The organism is Brucella thiophenivorans, from assembly GCF_002252445.1.
Lineage (GTDB): Bacteria > Pseudomonadota > Alphaproteobacteria > Rhizobiales > Rhizobiaceae > Brucella > Brucella thiophenivorans.
The window spans coordinates 1-16,769 of record NZ_NNRJ01000012.1 but is presented as its reverse complement, the minus strand read 5'-3'; the positions used below and the strand labels follow the sequence as shown (position 1 = coordinate 16,769).

Below are 16,769 nucleotides of genomic sequence, written 5' to 3'. Positions count from 1 at the left end.
TTCCATCAGAAGAACATGCCGCCGGGCCTGCGACCGCGCTGACCTGAGCCTGCGGTATCCGATGCTGAGGTGACGACGACCTTGTCGCCTTGTTCAAGGCCGCTTTTGATTTCGGCCTGTACGCGGTTGCGAACACCGACTTCAACGCTGCGCTCTGCCACCGAACCGTTCTGATCGACAACCTGAACCGTTGTTTGCTGCTTTTCTGAACCTTCGCGCTTTGTATGAAGCGCTGCGGTTGGGACAATCAGCACATTATCGGCCTGATCAATGACGAAATAGACCTGTGCGCTCATATTAATCATCAGTTCGCCGGTTGGGTTTGGAACATCGAACAGCGCATAATAAAGAACGACATTGTTGTCGGTCTGTGGTGTCGGCTTGATCTGGCGCAATGTGCCGGTGAAGCGCTTGTCGGGCTGACCAAGCAGCGTGAAATAGACCGGCATGCCGGGCGTGAGCTTGCTGATGTCGGCTTCTGAAACCTGTGCTTCAACGGTCATGACCTGAAGGTCCGCAACGGTGACAACTGTTGGCGCACTTTGAACTGCGTTGAGCGTTTCGCCTTCCTTGGCCGCCTGATCAACGACCGTGCCAACCATGGGGCTGTATATCTTGGTGTAGCCGAGATCGACTTTGTCGCTCGAAAGCTGTGCTTCTTGCTGGCGGATTTGCGCGTTTAAGGCTTTTACGTCTGCGTCGGCCATGGCAAGGTCTGCATCGGCCTGATCGATTGTCGATTGCGATGCGTTGCGCGTGGCGAGCAAAGTACGCTGGCGGGCCGCGTTGGATTTTTTCAGTGTTAGCTGTGCCTGCTTGTTTAACAATTGCGCTTTGAGATTATCGAGTTGAGCGCTCGCGATTTCCACTTTCTTTTCGAAAGGGGAGGGGTCGATTTCCGCAATCAGATCGTTCTGTTTAACCTGATCGCCAACCTCGACCTTGACAGTTTTTAGCTGGCCTGAAACCTGTGCGCCGACATTGATGCTGCGCAGTGCGCTCAATTTGCCAACGGCAGTGATGGAGTTTTCGATATTCCCGCGTTCCACGGTTTCAGCCAGATAAGCGCTTTGCTGGCTGCCGGTATCGCGGGTGCTTAGAAAGTACCAGCCAGCGCCTAGCATGATCACAGCGAGTGGCACCAAAACCCAAAGACGGCTGCGAGCGCGTTTCGAGCGCTTTGCCTTTGAAGCTGTGGCAAGTGAATCGTTGGATTTGAGCACCCTGCAACCCCTGAAAATCAATATCAAAACAGTCTTGAATGGTTATCTATGTCTCCCTACTCCAGAATTCATCTTAAATATTTGTCATGCGCCCAATAGTCCTAAAGGCCGTGGTTAATATCCAGACATTGAAGACAAAAGAAAAGCCGGGTTTGCCCCGGCTTTTTGTCATCATCACTGTGTCGAACTGATCAGGCCGTTCCGGTTGAACCGAAGCCGCCTGCGCCGCGTTTGGTTTCGCTGATCTCGGTGCGCTCTTCGATTTTCGGCTGAACGACCGGAGCAAAGACGGCCTGTGCGATGCGCATACCGCGTTCAATGCGGAAATCATCGTCGCCAAGATTAACCAGCAGCACTTTCACTTCGCCGCGATAATCTGAATCGATTGTTCCTGGCGTATTGAGGCAGGTGATGCCATGCTTGAAGGCGAGGCCCGAGCGTGGGCGGATTTGCACTTCGTAGCCTTCGGGGATTTCGAAGATGAGGCCAGTTGGAACCAAAGTGCGGCGGCCCGGCAAAAGTACGATCTGACGATCTTCGGCAACAGCGGCACGAAGATCCATGCCAGCAGAGCCAGATGTTTCATAAGCTGGGAGTTCAAGGCCTTCTGCATGTTCGAGGCGAATAATGCCGAGCGTTGGTACGGTCATGACGGAGCCTTTCGTGCGAAAAGTTAGAGCGTTTCCTGTTTTGATTGCATCATAAGAAACGCTCTAATTATTTGTTTTCCGCATTATCCTATGCAAAAGGCTCACGCACTTTTGCTGGAAATGCTAATTTGGCGATGCTCATACGTGAAATTGCATCAAAGGTGTACAGCCTATTTGACGTTTTGCAATGATAGTGCTGCACAGGGTCATGCTTTTACACCATGAGATGCACTCTGAACGGTAGTTCAACCGCGATCCAGTGGGACGGCGGTGGTTTCTTTGATTTCTTCCATCACGAAAGAAGCGGATACATCCGACAGCGGCACGCTTGCAATGAGCCGCTGATAGAGCCGGTCATAGGCTTTGACATCGGCGACACGTGCTTTGAGAACATAGTCAAGATCTCCGGTCATGCGATAAACGCCGACGATTTCTGGAAAGCGTGCCATGGCCGAGCGAAACTTACCGAGCCAGTCCGGATCATGGCTTGATGTGCGCACCAAAATGAAAACGGAGAGGCCGCAGCCTGCCACCTCTGCGTCTACTAGTGCCACGCGTGCCTTGATGATCCCATCATCTTCCATGCGCTTGACGCGTCGCCAGCAGGCATTGCGCGAAAGGTGCACACGCTCGGACAAAGAATCAACTGACAAAGTGCCGTCAATTTGCAGCTCACCCAAGATTTTGCGATCAATTTCATCCAATGAGAGTTTCATGTTGGGATGATTGTCTCATAAAATCTCATTTTTCAAGGACAAATTGAGATTTCATCTCACGTGGCTTTGCTAAAATGATTTTCCAGTAAGGCGCTTTGGTGCCTCAAAAACGGGAACAAATTACTCATTGACGGGAGTATTTCCAATGACAACACGTATTACGCGCCTTTTTACCGAGCACCCTGAATCGGTCGATGAAACCTATTTTCAGCATATGGCCTTTGCGGGTCGTTTTTCATTCAAGCTTTTTGGTGCGGCTTTTGCAGCGCTGATCCATGCAATTTTGCCATTTTTGTTCGAGAAGACTGCGAGCACAGTCGTTCGCCAGCTTTATGAGCGGACGCACAACCGGGGCCGGTAATTTCCGGATCAAATATGTGTCGATGGGCAGCCTATCTCGGACCTGAGACTTATCTGGAAGACATTATTTCGTCTCCCTGTCATTCGCTCGTGGCGCAAAGCCACGATGCGCATGAAGCCAAAACCCGCACCAATGGCGATGGTTTTGGTGTTGCCTGGTATGGCGATCGCGGCGAGCCGGGGCTTTATCGGGATATTCTGCCGGCTTGGTCGGATCAGAATTTGCGCAGTCTGGCGCGGCAGATCAGGTCGCGCCTTTTTCTTGCGCATGTGCGGGCTTCAACCGGCGGGTTGACCAGTCGCTCCAATTGCCATCCCTTCGTTTCAGGTCGCTGGAGCTTCATGCATAACGGACAGATCGGCAATTTCGACCGCTTGCGCCGCAGGCTTGAAAGCCATCTGAGCGACGCGGTCTATGCGCAGAAACATGGTGCAACGGATTCGGAACTGATCTTTCTTCTGATGCTGGAATTTGGCCTTGATAGTGATCCTGTTCTGGCCATGAAGCGCATGGTTTCGACAATCGTGGAAGATGCCGTGTGTGTTGGCGTGCCGCCATTCTTGCGCCTGACGGCAGCCTTCTCCGACGGCAATCAGCTTTACGCGATACGCTATGCAACCGATGCTTTTGCGCCCACACTTTATACGGCAACGCTCGGCAGCGCTTCTGGCATTTGCGTGGTTTCGGAGCCGCTTGATGGGGAGGTCGCAAACTGGATGTCCGTCCCGGCAAACAGTTTTGTTACTGTTTCCAGGCAGGGGCGCATTGCCATTGATGTTTTTGATGGGCCAGTTTCGCTGCCACAAGATGCGGTGGCAGTTTAAGCACTGCCGATCAATATACCGACTGCCAGAACCAGTGCGCCGCCGAACACGACCTGAAGGGCTGCCCGGAAAAATGGCGTTTCCATATAGCGGTTCTGTATGAAGGCGATAGCCCATAATTCGAAAAAGACGAGAATCGCTGCAATGCTTGTCGCGGTCCAGAAGTCCTTGATCAGATAAGGCAGCGTATGGCCGAGACCACCCAGCGTTGTCATCACGCCACAAGAAATGCCGCGTTTGATTGGTGAGCCGCGGCCTGACAATTTACCATCATCATGCACAGCTTCCGTAAAGCCCATTGAAATACCGGCGCCCACTGACGCGGATAGACCCACCAGAAAGGTCTGCCACGTATCCTGCGTCGCAAAGGCGGCTGCGAAAATGGGCGCAAGTGTAGAGACGGAGCCATCCATAAGTCCGGCGAGTCCTGGCTGCACATAGGTCAGGATAAACTGCTTGCGTTCGAGTGTCCGTTCGCCGTCCTGAACATCATGAGGTGTTAATTCATCTTCTAGTAATTCGGCTGTCGCTTCGTGCTTCTTTTCCTGCTGCGCCAGATCGCCAAGAAGCTTGCGGGTTTGTGCATCGGTGACGTGTTTTGATGCTTCGATATAAAAACGATAGGCTTGCTCTTCCATTTGCGTTGCAGCCTCGCGCACTTTGTCGATACCGAGCGGGCGCACGAGCCAGTCAGGCTTGCGCTCAAAATATCCGCTGACATGTTCGCGCCGGATCAGCGGAATATGGTCGCCAAAGCGTGTGCGGTAGCGTTCGATCAGCGCGTCGCGATGCTCGTGTTCTTCCGCTGCCATTTGTTCAAATATTTTTGCTGATTGCGGAAACTCGTCACGCAGCCCATCCGCATAGGCAAGATAGATGCGTGCATCATCTTCTTCGGATGAAATAGCGAGTGCTAGAATTTCCTGTTCTGATAGTGAATTGAAAGGTTTACGATGATTGAGAAAAAAACGGCTCAGCATTCTTAAAAATCCATAATTTAGAATAGTTCTAAAATAGACATAATTAGCCTAAAGTCAAGCCTTGCGGCGGCGGTGCAATTGGCGCATTAAGCCTCGGCCCAATGAAAAGGCTTCATTTCAGGATACCCGATCAAAAGAGAACGAATCGATGGCATCGACAAACTCCCAAACAAGCACCAACTCCCGACCGCTAAACCGGCAGGATTTCCGCACCCTTGGCCTTTCGGCATTGGGTGGCGCGCTGGAGTTTTATGATTTCATCATTTTCGTGTTTTTTGCGAGCGTTATCGGTCATCTGTTTTTTCCGCCCGACATGCCGGAGTGGCTGGTGCTGATCCAGACTTTTGGCATTTTCGCAGCCGGCTATCTGGTGCGTCCAATTGGCGGAATTGTGCTGGCGCATTTTGGCGACAAGTTTGGTCGCAAGCGCGTCTTCGCGTTCTCGGTGTTTTTAATGTCGATTTCGACGCTGGCCATGGCTTGTCTCCCGACATACGCGACGCTCGGAATCGGTGCACCGATCCTTCTTATTATTTTTCGCATGTTGCAGGGTGCTGCCATTGGCGGTGAAGTGCCCGGTGCATGGACATTTGTGGCGGAGCATGTGCCTGCAAATCGTGTCGGCATGGCTTGCGGCTTCCTTTGCTCGGGCCTCACACTAGGCATCATGATAGGCTCACTGATTGCGACCGCTATCAATTGGATTTTCACACCGGAAGATGTGGCAGCCTATGCATGGCGCATTCCTTTCTTCATTGGCGGTATTTTTGGCCTGTTTGCGGTTTATCTGCGCCGCTGGCTCTCGGAAACGCCAGTTTTCACCGAGATGAAGAACAGCCACCTGCTAAAAGACAAGTTGCCGCTGGGTACGGTTCTGCGCGAACATATGCATGGGGTTATTATTTCGATGCTGCTGACCTGGATCTTGTCGGCGGGCATCGTTGTGACTACGCTGATGACCGCCACGTTCCTGCAAAAGCTTTATGGCTATACGCCACTCCAATCACTGGCGGCGACAAGCTTTGGCACATTGTTCTTGATGTTTGGTACGGTCAGCGCCGGCGCAATTGTGGATCGCATTGGTAGCGGTCGGTTCTTTGCCGCAGCAGGCATTTTCTTTGGTGTTGCGACCTTTGTATTCTATACCTATGCGGCGGTTTCGCTGCCTGTCCTCTTTGCGCTTTATGCGGTTATGGGGCTTTCGGTCGGCATGGTCGGTGCCGTTCCTTATGTTATGGTGCGCGCGTTTCCGGCACCGGTGCGCTTTTCGGGCCTGTCGTTCTCCTACAATGTTTCCTATGCGATTTTTGGCGGTCTGACGCCAATCCTTGTGACGTCATTTTTGGCTATCAACCCAATGGCGCATGCTTGGTATCTGGTGTTCATAGCCGTACTGACCTCGGCACTTGGCTTCTATCTGATGGCTCGCGGCGATCAGGTCGAAGGGGCGATCGGCCTTGGTGAACTGCCTGCTGGAAGTACTGTTTCGCAGACAAGTTAAGAAAATAAGGCCGCGAAAGCGGCCTTATTCTTATATATTCAAAGAATTTTCTGCATGAAGATCAGATCAAGCCAGCGGCCGAATTTTTGGCCGACCTGTTTGAGTGTGCCGCATTGCTCAAAGCCCTGCGATTTGTGGAGCGCGATGGATGCGGTGTTGCCTGCTTCAATACCCGCCACCAGCACATGGACTTTACGCTCGCGTGCTTCTTCCACAAGCTCTGCCAGAAGTGCGCGTCCGATACCGCCGCCGCGTGCATCGCTTGCCACATAAACAGAGAGTTCCGATGAGTGGCGGAAACCTTCAAACGGGCGGAATGGGCCATAACTCGCATAGCCGACGACCTGTTCCTCACGTTCGGCCACCAGAACCGGAAAGCCGTCACGGTTGCGGGCTTTGAGCCATTCGCGACGGTTTTCCAGATCGACGAGCGTTTCGTTCCAGATCGCAAGCGTGTTCTCGACTGCATCATTATAGATCGCAAGCAGAGCAGGGAGGTCAGCTTCGTTGGCAAAGCGGATGGTGAGGGTCATTTCAGAGGCCTTTATAGAAAAGTGTGGTCGCGCAGGGGCTCCCGTCAGGATAAAGCGCATAATTCGGGATAACGCCGACCCGTTCCCAGCCAAGATGGGTATAGATTGCTTCCGCCGGACTGCCGGTAGCAGTGTCGAGGCAGATCAGTGTCTTGCGTTTGTTACGTGCTTCTTCTTCAACGGCTTCCATCAGTTTGCGCGCAAGACCAAGGCCGCGCGCCTTGCGATGGATCAGCAGTTTTTTAAGATCTGCACGATGCGGCTGATTGGGCATTTGAGCAAGACCAAGCTGAGCCGTACCGACGATTTCGCCGTTATGTTCTGCAACCAGAAGGGCCGTATCGCCTCGCTCTACTTCATTAAAGACGCGGTTCCAGTAGGGGATGAAGCCCTGCCATTCACATGGCGCCATGAAACCAACTGACGCGCCATCATTAACGCAATCGGTCAGGATTTCTGCCAGTGGGAGAAGCGAGGAGCCAGCGTCTTCGTAGTTAAGGACACGAATCATATTGTACTTTCAGAGACTGCTGCGGCGCTCGAGCACGATTGCATAACGTGCGGTCGAGGTGCCGGGATTATGAAAGGTAATGCCTTCAACGAGCGGCATATAAAGACAGTCGCCGGTATGAAGCTGATAGGTGGTTGCTCCAACGGTGATTTCCATCTGCCCATTCAGGAGCCACAAATGCTGTGTGATGCCTGCATTGGCCGCCTGTGGTGCGAAAGCCACTCTGGCGCCTGCGGGAAATTCGACCTCGATCATGTCGATATTCGACCCCATTGCCGGTGGTGAAACAGACCGCCGGATATAGCCCGTATCCGGATCACGCCAGACTGGTTGGCGATCATGCGTGAGCAAGGGAGAGGCGGGGGCTTCCGCATCGGCAAAGAAGGCTGAGAGCGATGTGCCGAGCGCTGCACAAATGCGCGCCAGAAGCTGTGCGGTCGGGCTGGTTTCGCCACGCTCGATCCGCGAGATCATGGCGCGGCTGACACCTGACGCGTCACCAAGCGCATCCAGCGTCATACCTTGCGCAAGGCGCAGGCGGCGCAGATTTTCGCCAATGGCGTTGTCGAGATGCTCATTCATGTTTTCCATTATCTTAGAATTAATATCTATTATAATGGAGTCAAGCTATTTCGAAAACAGAAACGGCGGGATTTCTCCCGCCGCATTCTTTCTGTCCGAATAATTCCTGATTAACTCTGAGCTTTTAGCTCCAAACGGCGGCGATGCAGGACTGGCTCGGTATAGCCGTTTGGCTGTTCGCGGCCCTTGAAGACCAGATCGCAAGCGGCCTGGAAAGCAATCGACTTGTCAAAATTTGCGGCCATCGGGCGATAAAGCGGATCGCCCTTATTCTGCTTGTCCACGACGGCTGCCATGCGCTTGAGGGTTTCCATAACCTGATCTTGTGTCACCACGCCATGATAGAGCCAGTTCGCAATGTGCTGTGCTGAAATGCGCAGTGTTGCGCGATCTTCCATCAGGCCGACATTATTGATGTCCGGCACTTTCGAGCAGCCAACGCCCTGATCAACCCAGCGCACGACATAGCCGAGGATGCCCTGTGCATTGTTGTCGATCTCGTGCTGGATGTCTTCCGGTGTCCAGTTTGGACGGCTGGCTACCGGCACCGAGAGAATATCGTCGAGCTTTGCACGCGGGCGACTTTTCAGCTTATCCTGAACCGCAGCTACATCAACCTGATGATAATGAGTTGCGTGAAGTGTTGCAGCGGTTGGCGATGGCACCCAGGCAGTGTTCGCACCAGCCTGCGGATGCGCGATTTTCTGTTCCAGCATCGCAGCCATCAGGTCCGGCATGGCCCACATGCCCTTGCCGATCTGCGCATGGCCGGAAAGACCGCATTCAAGACCGATATCGACATTCCACTGTTCATAAGCGCCGATCCATGAAGCCTGCTTCATGTCGCCCTTGCGGATCATCGGGCCAGCTTCCATCGAAGTATGGATTTCGTCGCCGGTGCGATCAAGGAAGCCGGTATTGATGAACACGACGCGTTCCTTGGCAGCGCGGATCGCTTCCTTGAGGTTAACCGTGGTGCGGCGTTCTTCATCCATGATGCCGATTTTCAGCGTGTTCGGCTTCATGCCGAGCAGCTCTTCGGTGCGGGTGAAGATTTCATTGGCGAATGCCACTTCTTCCGGCCCGTGCATCTTTGGCTTGACGATATAGACCGAGCCTTCGCGCGAATTCATGTGGCGACCATTTGGGCCAATATCATGCAGCGCAATCAGGCTGGTGAAAGCTGCATCCATGATACCTTCCGGTACTTCATGGCCGTCGGCATCAATGATCGCTGGATTGGTCATCAGGTGGCCGACATTACGAATGAGCATCAGCGAACGGCCCTTGAGGCTAAGGTCCGAGCCATCGGGCGCTTTGTAGCTTCTGTCGCCATTGAGGCGGCGCGTCATCTGCTTGCCGCCCTTCTCAAATGTGTCTGCGAGCTTGCCATTCATCAGGCCGAGCCAGTTGCGGTAGACGGCAATCTTGTCTTCCGCGTCGACTGCTGCAATCGAATCCTCGCAATCCTGAATCGTGCTGATGGCCGATTCCAGAACCATGTCTGCGATATGCGCCGGGTCGGTCTTGCCGATCGGGCTGTCCGCATTGATCACGATATCAACATGCATGTTGTTCTTGGCCAGCAGCACATTGGTTGGTGCGCTCTCACCGCCATTATATCCCTTGAACTGGCTTTCATCTTTCAAGCTGCTAGCAAAGCCGTCGGTCAGTGTGATGGCCAACTTGCCGTCCTTGACGGAAAGGCCTGACACATCAGCCCATTTGCCGGAAGTCAGTGGTGCGCTTTCGTCGAGAAAATTCTTGGCCCATGCGATAACTTTTTTGCCGCGCTTTGGGTTGTAGCTTTTGCCTTTTTCCGCACCATCATCTTCAGAGATAGCATCGGTGCCGTAAAGCGCATCATAGAGCGAACCCCAGCGTGCATTGGCGGCATTGAGCGCATAGCGGGCATTCATGACCGGAACGACGAGCTGTGGTCCTGCAATATGCATGATTTCCGGATCGACATTGGCTGTTGAGACCTTGAATTCTCCGCCTTCCGGCAGCAGATATCCGATTTCTTTTAGGAACTGCTGATAATCAGCCTGCGAATAGCCTTTGTCGCGATTGTCTTTGTACCAGGCATCGATCTTGGCCTGCAGATCGTCGCGCTTTTTCAGGAGTGCACGGTTTTTGGGTGCCAGATCATGGATGATGGCGGCAAAGCCCTGCCAGAACTTCGTGGGTTCAACGCCAGTGCCGGGTGTAGCCTCGTTTGCCAGAAATTCAACCAGTTCAGGGGCAACGCGCAAGCCTTCAATCTCAACGTAATTCTTCATGGCTCCGGCTCCTTTAAAAATAAAATACCGCCAGCATTTTTCAACGCCAGCTATCATGCTGTCTTTGAACCGCTTTCTCGCGCTCGCGTCAATTGGTGTGCGGGCACATCATCTGTGACGCTGCGGCGAAAATCGATCATAAATTCAAGGTGTTTTTAATCTGGTCGGGAGTCCAGCCCTGTTCACGCAACGATGTGAGTGCTGTGTCCTTGCGGCTTTTGGAGAGTTTCAGACCGTCATCGCCCAGCACGAGATCATGATGGTGATAAAGTGGCTCTGGCAGGCCCAGAAGCTTTTGTAGAAGCCGATGCACGGATGTTGCATGAAACAGATCGCGTCCGCGAACAATATGCGTGATGCCTTGCAGCGCATCATCCACCACGACGGAAAGATGGTAGCTCGTCGGTGTGTCCTTGCGGGCAATCACCACGTCGCCCCATTGCGCAGGATTTGCCTCGACAGGCCCGGTGCCACTTTCGTTCCAGAAAAGCGTTTCGCCAGCCACTTCGAGCGCCTTCTCCATATTGAGCCGCCATGCATAGGGCGCACCGGAGACGATGCGCTCCATCTGCTCTGTTTCGCTCAAGTTTCGTTCGCCCTGTGGATAAAGCGGTGTGCCGTCAGGGTCGGCGGGCCATTCCTGGCCTTTGGCATGTGCTTCGCCGATGATCTCGCGCACCACGGTGCGGCTCAGAAAGGCGGGATAGACGAGCCCCTTGTCGGCAAGCTTGGTCAGTGCATTGCGATATTCGCCAAAATGCTCCGATTGGCGGCGTACCGGCTGTTCCCATTCAAGCCCGAGCCAGCGGAGATCATCATAGATGCCCTGTTCGAGTTGCGGTGTGCAGCGTGCGGTGTCGATGTCTTCCATGCGAAGGAGAAAGCGCCCATTACTGGTATGCGCCATTTGTGCATTGAGAAGTGCGGAATAGGCGTGGCCAAGATGCAATTGCCCATTGGGGCTCGGTGCGAAGCGATATACAGGCTGGGTCATGATCATGTCAGTTGATTGTCATCTGATTGCATTGGTACGTTGTGCCACACCGAAATGAAAGGCTTGACGATGCGGCGGATCGATACATTGGACGATATTGAAGCCGGGCTTGAAGCACTGGGATCAGCCGACGCACGGTTGCTAGATATCCGCAGTCGGTCCCACGCTGTACCGCTTCGCAGGTCTCAGCCGGGCTTTGAAAGTCTTGCCTCGATTATCGTTGCGCAACAGGTTTCAACAGCCAGTGCGACAGCAATATGGGCGCGGTTCAAGCAGGTAATCGATCCGATGACACCCGAGGCTTATATTGCAGGCGGGGAAGAGGCATGGCGTTTTGCCGGGCTTTCGCGACCAAAACAGAGAACGCTGTTTGCTTTGAGTGAAGCTTTGGCAGAAGAGGCAATCGATCTGCATGGGCTGTGCGATCTGCCTGCCGAAGAAGCGATCAAGACACTGACCGCTATCAAGGGCATCGGTCCATGGACGGCTGAAGTCTATCTGCTGTTTGCCGCTGGTCATCCGGATGTGTTTCCGGCGGGCGATGTGGCGTTGCAAACGGCGGTCGGTCACGCTTTTGCGCATGAAACGAGACCCGATACAAAGGCGCTTCGCTTGCTTGCGGAAGACTGGGCGCCATGGCGTGGCGTGGCAGCACGTTTGTTCTGGGCATATTACGCTGCGATCAAGGGACGGGAGGCTGCTCCGCTTCTGTAAATCTTGCGTGTTTCCGGGGGCATAAATGCGTTTCTGCTTCACAATGCTGTCACGTCGGGATTACATTATTCGCATCAGGTGAATGACGGCATTTCGATTCGCAGAAACTTGGTACCCTGCCTATCGCGCTGCCGCCTTACAGCGGTTGCCCCGCTGTAACCATCTGTTTCTACGCATTATCCTACGCAAAACCGCTTCGCACTTTTGCTGGAAATGCTATTACAAGGTTGGAGCGTCGTAGGTTGCGCCCATGGTGGACGCGCGGCGCTCTCGTCAGAAGCGCAATCCCGCATGGAAAGCTATCGCACTTTTCTTTCGGAATTGTTCTGAAGGAGGTGTGCCCTTGAATGTAGCCGTCTCTCCCCGAACGGTGTCGAGCAGCGGTTTGCCTGCTCTGGTTCTTAATGCGGATTATCGCCCGCTCAGCTATTATCCATTGTCGCTCTGGTCTTGGCAGGATGCGATCAAGGCAGTTTTTCTTGAACGTGTGCATATCGTGGCTGAATATGATCATGTCGTATCATCGCCAACATTCTCCATGCGCTTGCCGAGTGTGATTTGCCTCAAGGATTATGTGCAGCCGCCGCGCCATCCGGCATTTACACGCTTCAATCTGTTCCTGCGTGATCGGTTTGAATGTCAGTATTGCGGCTCACCGCATGATCTGACCTTTGATCACGTTACCCCGCGTTGCCATGGCGGTGCGACGACGTGGGAAAATGTGGTCGCCGCCTGTTCTCCATGCAATTTGCGCAAAGGCGGCTTGATGCCAGCGCGCGCACATATGTGGCCGCGCCAGAAGCCGGTTCAGCCCACAATGCATGATCTGCACAATAATGGACGTCTTTTCCCCCCCAACCATCTCCACTACAGCTGGCTCGACTTTCTGTACTGGGATGTCGAACTGGAACCTTAGTATCTTTTCCATAAATCGCCATGCCGGTCTGCAAATGGCAATTTGTCTGCGTTCCGATGCTCATGTACCCAAAAGTACACTCCGCTTCGGTACTCGAAAATCACCATTTTCGCCACGGCCTGCCGCTTTTTGATCAAGGTACCTGAGCGTGTTGCGAAGAAAGAAAAACTCCCTCAGAACCAACTCTTACTTCTCACCTTTTGCAAAAGCGCCGTAGTAGCCGATCGCTGCAAAGAGCAGGCTTGCAACGACGTTCCATCCGGCAAATGACAGGCCGAGGAAGAAGCCCGGCGCGCTGTCACATGCAGGCGGGCGGGTCGCGTTGAGATCGCCAAGCAAATTGCCTGCATCGAGTGTGACCTTCATGGTGGCTGCACTGCAATCAGCCGGGCCCGGCCAGTATTTGAGTTCGACACCGGTGTGATAAATGGCAAGCGCAAGGCCAAAGGTCATGAGTAGCGCGCCGATCAGGATCAGGCTGCGCGTGAGAACCGGGAGCCATTTCAATCCGTAGGAAATCCAGGCTGCGGCAAGAACCGGAACGCCGAAATAATATGGCGTGCGTTCTTCAAGGCACAGCTTGCAGGGCATGAAGCCTGCAAGGTGTTCAAAGCCTAAAGCTGTTCCGACAGTTGCGGCAAGGCCTACTGTCATGATGCCTGCGGTCCAAGCCTGAGTTTTGCCAACCGGTTTGTTAAGGGCAAATGCCATATGAAATTTCCTGCGCCACACTGGCTTTATCAGTAGTCCAAAATACTGCCTTGTCTCCAAGCAATTAAATTTGACTGACTTGAGGCAAAATCAAAAATGAAGATATTTAACCGCTAGGAACAGTGCAATTAGCACGACCGCTACTAGGCCAGCCAGCAGGCCGAGGCGCTTTTCGATAAAGTGACGGATCGGCTCGCCATAACGCTTCAACAGCCATGCGAGGAAGAAGAAACGAGCGCCGCGAGCGATGATTGCTGATGCAATAAACAGCCAGATATTGATGCCCGCTGCACCTGAAAGAATTGTCACCACTTTGATTGGCGGCAAATGCGATAGGCCGGATGTGATGAGCATCAGCAAAATCATGTCTGCGCTGGTCGTTCCGCGCATTTGCTCAAACGTGTCGAGCTTGCCATACATTTCAAGCACAGGTTTGGCGACCTGTTCATAAGCATGATAGCCGAGATACCATCCCGCTATGCCGCCAAGAACGGAAAAGATCGTCGCTACAAGCGCATAGCGATAGGCGCGTTCAGGCCGTGCGAGCGCCATAGGAAGAAACAGCACATCAGCTGGCACCAGAAACACTGAGCTTTCTACAAAAGCGATGAAAGCGAGCCAATATTCGGCAGACTTTCGGGCGGCAAGCGAGATCGTCCAGTCATAGAGTCGGCGCAGCATGATTTTTCCGGATTTTTATAGGTGCAAACATTCGGGGATTATTTGCACTCTCTATAAATAAAAAAGGTGGCACGAACAATGCATGCCACCTTTTAATGTCGCTAAGTGTAATTTCAGCGCTTGTAGGCGCTGCAGATGTACTTGGTTTCGAGATATTCCTCGATGCCATATTTCGAGCCTTCGCGACCGAGGCCCGACTGCTTCACGCCGCCGAATGGTGCGACTTCGTTGGAGATCAGGCCGGTATTGTGTCCGACCATGCCATATTCCAGGCCTTCGCTGACGCGGATCGCGCGGCTGAAGTTCTCAGTATAGAAGTAGGCAGCCAGACCGAAGATCGTGTCGTTGGCAGCAGCGATCACTTCTTCTTCTGTGTCGAAGGCAAAGAGTGGTGCGAGCGGGCCAAAGGTTTCTTCCTTGGCAACAAGCATATCCGAGGTGACGCCGGTCAGAATGCCCGGTTCAAAGAACAGGCCACCCAGTTCCTTGCCGCCTGCGATGAGCTTTGCGCCTTTGGACACAGCGTCATCAATATGCGCTTTGACCTTAGTGATGGCTTTTTCTTCGATCATCGGGCCGATGACGACACCCGGCTCGGTGCCGTTACCGACTTTCAGCTCTTTGACTTTGGCCGCCAGCTTTTCAGCGAACTTGTCGTAAACACCGCGCTGAACATAGATGCGATTGGCGCAAACACAGGTCTGACCGGCATTGCGATACTTAGAAAGCATCGCGCCGTCCACAGCGGCATCGATGTCTGCATCATCGAACACGATGAAAGGTGCATTGCCGCCAAGTTCAAGCGAGATGCGCTTGATGGTCGGTGCGCACTGCGCCATCAGCAGGCGACCAACTTCTGTCGAGCCGGTGAAAGAAAGCTTGCGGACAATATCGTTGCTGGTGAGTTCGGCACCGATTTCGCGGGCCTTACCGGTCACGATCTGGAGAACGCCTCCAGGAATACCAGCCTTTTCAGCCAGAACGCCAAGCGCCAGTGCGGTTAGCGGGGTGAGATCGGCGGGACGCACGATCATCGTGCAGCCAGCAGCCAGTGCGGGTGCTGCCTTACGGGTGATCATTGCCGCCGGGAAGTTCCATGGCGTAATTGCAGCGGTCACACCGACTGGCTGACGGATCACAGTCAAACGCTGGCCGGGCTGTGTTGCCGGAATCGTATCGCCATAGGCGCGTTTGGCTTCTTCTGCGAACCATTCGATGAAAGAGGCTGCATAAAGAACTTCGCCACGTGCCTCTGTGAGCGGCTTGCCCTGTTCCGATGTCATGATAAGGGCAATGTCGTCTGCATTAGCAACGATCAGATCAAACCATTTGCGCAGGATTCCGGCGCGTTCTTTGGCGGTCTTCGCAGCCCATGCCGGAAGTGCCTTGTTTGACGCGTCGATTGTCTCTTTAATAATAGCAACGGAGAGGGATGGAACGGTGCCAATCACGGAGCCGTCTGCCGGGTTGGTCACGTCAATCGTTTTGCCGTCTGCTGCGTTTATCCAGTTTCCATCAACGAGGCATTGCGATTTAAGCAGTGAGGGGTCTTTTAAAGCGAGCATATCTGATATTCCATCCCGATGTTGCGCTAGATGGCCGTTCATTATATTGAACGACATGCGATATACTGAATAAATCAGCCGACAGAGCGAAAGTCAATTCGCCTGTCGCTTGGTCAAAGAGGGCATATGGACAAAACCATACTCGATGAAGAAAGTTCCCTAAAACTGGTTCCTGCAGTTATGCGGGCATCGCAGATTCTTGATTGTGTCGCCGAGTACCGCGATGGGGTGAAGCTATCAGATATCGTCCGCAAGACCGGGCTACCGAAAAGCAGTGTTCACGGCCTTTGCCAGACATTGACGCATCTTAAGCTGCTGAAGCTTAATGGCGACGGATGTTTTACGATGGGGCCGCAGTCGGTTCGCTGGGCCAACGTCTTTCTGGCAAGCAGCGATATTGTCGATGCTTTTCATGATGTCGTGGCTGAAGCCGAAGAACTCGGCGCTTATACATTGACGCTTTCACATCTTGAGGGCGCGGAAGTCATCTATCTTTCCTGCCGCAACTCATCCGCGCCGCTTGGTATTACGTTCCGCATCGGTATGCGTGTACCAGCCGTCTTTACTGCAACGGGCAAGGCAATGTTGGCGGCAATGTCTGAGCAGGAACTGGCTCGGCACCTTCCTTCTGAATGGCCGCATCCAATCACCCCATCAAGTGTCCAGTCGCTGAGGAACCTCGAAGCGGAAATGGCTGAGGTGAGGGCTAAAGGCTATTCGGTTGATGATGGTCAGTTGCGTGAGGGGATGTTTTGTATTGGCGCTTCGATCTGTGACCGTCCTCATCATCCGACCGCAGGTATTGCTCTTTCGATGATGGCTGCGGAGGCGCGGCCTGAAACGGTGGCAGCAATCGGTACACGTGTGCGGGCTTTGGCGGATAGTCTTGGTGAGCGCATGGGCTGGGTTAGTTCGCCGTCGCATTGAGTGCTATTATATAGTGATTGATCTGTGTGAGGGCGCTTTAAGCGCCCTTGATGTTTTTGAATAAGAATCGTGCTGTTTGTTTGGTTAAGATTTGTTAA

Annotated in this window: 18 protein-coding genes; 6 read left to right on the top strand and 12 right to left on the bottom strand. The window is 53.4% G+C overall.

Annotated features, from left to right (window positions below; all coding sequences use genetic code 11):
- Positions 1 to 5: 5 nt before the first annotated feature.
- The 3 genes from CEV31_RS03075 to CEV31_RS03065 all read right to left on the bottom strand — a co-directional run bounded on the left by CEV31_RS03075 (position 6) and on the right by CEV31_RS03065 (position 2,589).
- On the bottom strand, positions 6 to 1,223 hold the full coding sequence (locus tag CEV31_RS03075) for an efflux RND transporter periplasmic adaptor subunit (RefSeq protein WP_094505433.1): 1,218 nt from the start codon (positions 1,221 to 1,223) through the stop codon (positions 6 to 8).
- A 191-nt stretch (positions 1,224 to 1,414) separates the two neighbouring features.
- On the bottom strand, positions 1,415 to 1,873 hold the full coding sequence (dut, locus tag CEV31_RS03070; RefSeq protein WP_094505432.1) for a dUTP diphosphatase: 459 nt from the start codon (positions 1,871 to 1,873) through the stop codon (positions 1,415 to 1,417).
- Positions 1,874 to 2,118: 245 nt separating this feature from the next.
- A complete protein-coding gene (locus CEV31_RS03065; protein WP_094505431.1) occupies positions 2,119 to 2,589 on the bottom strand; it encodes an Lrp/AsnC family transcriptional regulator in 471 nt (156 codons plus the stop codon).
- A gap of 145 nt (positions 2,590 to 2,734) precedes the next feature.
- Between CEV31_RS03065 and CEV31_RS03060 the strand changes: the two genes are divergently transcribed.
- Together CEV31_RS03060 and CEV31_RS03055 are read left to right on the top strand one after the other, a co-directional pair.
- Entirely contained in the window at positions 2,735 to 2,950 is a 216-nt protein-coding gene (locus CEV31_RS03060; RefSeq protein ID WP_094505430.1) for a DUF6356 family protein, read from the top strand.
- A gap of 14 nt (positions 2,951 to 2,964) precedes the next feature.
- Complete coding sequence (locus CEV31_RS03055) at positions 2,965 to 3,774, top strand: class II glutamine amidotransferase (protein ID WP_094505429.1); 810 nt, start codon at positions 2,965 to 2,967, stop codon at positions 3,772 to 3,774.
- Here the strand turns inward: CEV31_RS03055 and mbfA are convergent.
- A complete protein-coding gene (gene mbfA, locus CEV31_RS03050) occupies positions 3,771 to 4,754 on the bottom strand; it encodes an iron exporter MbfA (protein WP_094505428.1) in 984 nt (327 codons plus the stop codon). The two genes, CEV31_RS03055 and mbfA, sit on opposite strands and share 4 nt — an antisense overlap.
- Before the next feature lie 148 nt (positions 4,755 to 4,902).
- On the opposite strand from mbfA, the gene CEV31_RS03045 reads away from it, so the two are divergent.
- Complete coding sequence (locus tag CEV31_RS03045) at positions 4,903 to 6,255, top strand: MFS transporter (RefSeq protein ID WP_094505427.1); 1,353 nt, start codon at positions 4,903 to 4,905, stop codon at positions 6,253 to 6,255.
- Between the two features lie 38 nt (positions 6,256 to 6,293).
- Here CEV31_RS03045 and CEV31_RS03040 read toward each other — a convergent pair whose 3' ends face one another.
- The 5 genes from CEV31_RS03040 to gluQRS all read right to left on the bottom strand — a co-directional run bounded on the left by CEV31_RS03040 (position 6,294) and on the right by gluQRS (position 11,157).
- Entirely contained in the window at positions 6,294 to 6,788 is a 495-nt protein-coding gene (locus CEV31_RS03040; RefSeq protein WP_094505426.1) for a GNAT family N-acetyltransferase, read from the bottom strand.
- 1 nt (position 6,789) lies between these two features.
- A complete protein-coding gene (locus CEV31_RS03035; RefSeq protein WP_094505425.1) occupies positions 6,790 to 7,299 on the bottom strand; it encodes a GNAT family N-acetyltransferase in 510 nt (169 codons plus the stop codon).
- A 9-nt stretch (positions 7,300 to 7,308) separates the two neighbouring features.
- Positions 7,309 to 7,881 (bottom strand): helix-turn-helix domain-containing protein, encoded by a 573-nt coding sequence (locus CEV31_RS03030; protein ID WP_094505599.1) that lies wholly within the window; start codon positions 7,879 to 7,881, stop codon positions 7,309 to 7,311.
- A gap of 110 nt (positions 7,882 to 7,991) precedes the next feature.
- Positions 7,992 to 10,163 (bottom strand): malate synthase G, encoded by a 2,172-nt coding sequence (locus CEV31_RS03025; RefSeq protein ID WP_094505598.1) that lies wholly within the window; start codon positions 10,161 to 10,163, stop codon positions 7,992 to 7,994.
- A 136-nt stretch (positions 10,164 to 10,299) separates the two neighbouring features.
- Positions 10,300 to 11,157, bottom strand: a complete 858-nt coding sequence (gluQRS, locus tag CEV31_RS03020) for a tRNA glutamyl-Q(34) synthetase GluQRS (RefSeq protein WP_094505596.1) — start codon at positions 11,155 to 11,157, stop codon at positions 10,300 to 10,302.
- 69 nt (positions 11,158 to 11,226) lie between these two features.
- Between gluQRS and CEV31_RS03015 the strand changes: the two genes are divergently transcribed.
- Entirely contained in the window at positions 11,227 to 11,871 is a 645-nt protein-coding gene (locus CEV31_RS03015) for a DNA-3-methyladenine glycosylase family protein (protein WP_094505597.1), read from the top strand.
- 343 nt (positions 11,872 to 12,214) lie between these two features.
- Positions 12,215 to 12,787 (top strand): HNH endonuclease, encoded by a 573-nt coding sequence (locus CEV31_RS03010; protein ID WP_094505595.1) that lies wholly within the window; start codon positions 12,215 to 12,217, stop codon positions 12,785 to 12,787.
- A gap of 186 nt (positions 12,788 to 12,973) precedes the next feature.
- On the opposite strand, the gene CEV31_RS03005 is transcribed toward CEV31_RS03010, so the two are convergent.
- The 3 genes from CEV31_RS03005 to CEV31_RS02995 form a co-directional block, all read right to left on the bottom strand.
- Positions 12,974 to 13,498, bottom strand: a complete 525-nt coding sequence (locus CEV31_RS03005; RefSeq protein WP_094505424.1) for a disulfide bond formation protein B — start codon at positions 13,496 to 13,498, stop codon at positions 12,974 to 12,976.
- 90 nt (positions 13,499 to 13,588) lie between these two features.
- On the bottom strand, positions 13,589 to 14,179 hold the full coding sequence (locus tag CEV31_RS03000) for a YqaA family protein (protein WP_094505423.1): 591 nt from the start codon (positions 14,177 to 14,179) through the stop codon (positions 13,589 to 13,591).
- A 113-nt stretch (positions 14,180 to 14,292) separates the two neighbouring features.
- A complete protein-coding gene (locus CEV31_RS02995; protein ID WP_094505422.1) occupies positions 14,293 to 15,744 on the bottom strand; it encodes an NAD-dependent succinate-semialdehyde dehydrogenase in 1,452 nt (483 codons plus the stop codon).
- Between the two features lie 126 nt (positions 15,745 to 15,870).
- Between CEV31_RS02995 and CEV31_RS02990 the strand changes: the two genes are divergently transcribed.
- The gene (locus tag CEV31_RS02990; protein ID WP_094505421.1) at positions 15,871 to 16,671 is read left to right on the top strand and encodes an IclR family transcriptional regulator; all 801 of its coding nucleotides are present in this window, start codon (positions 15,871 to 15,873) and stop codon (positions 16,669 to 16,671) included.
- Positions 16,672 to 16,769: the final 98 nt, after the last annotated feature.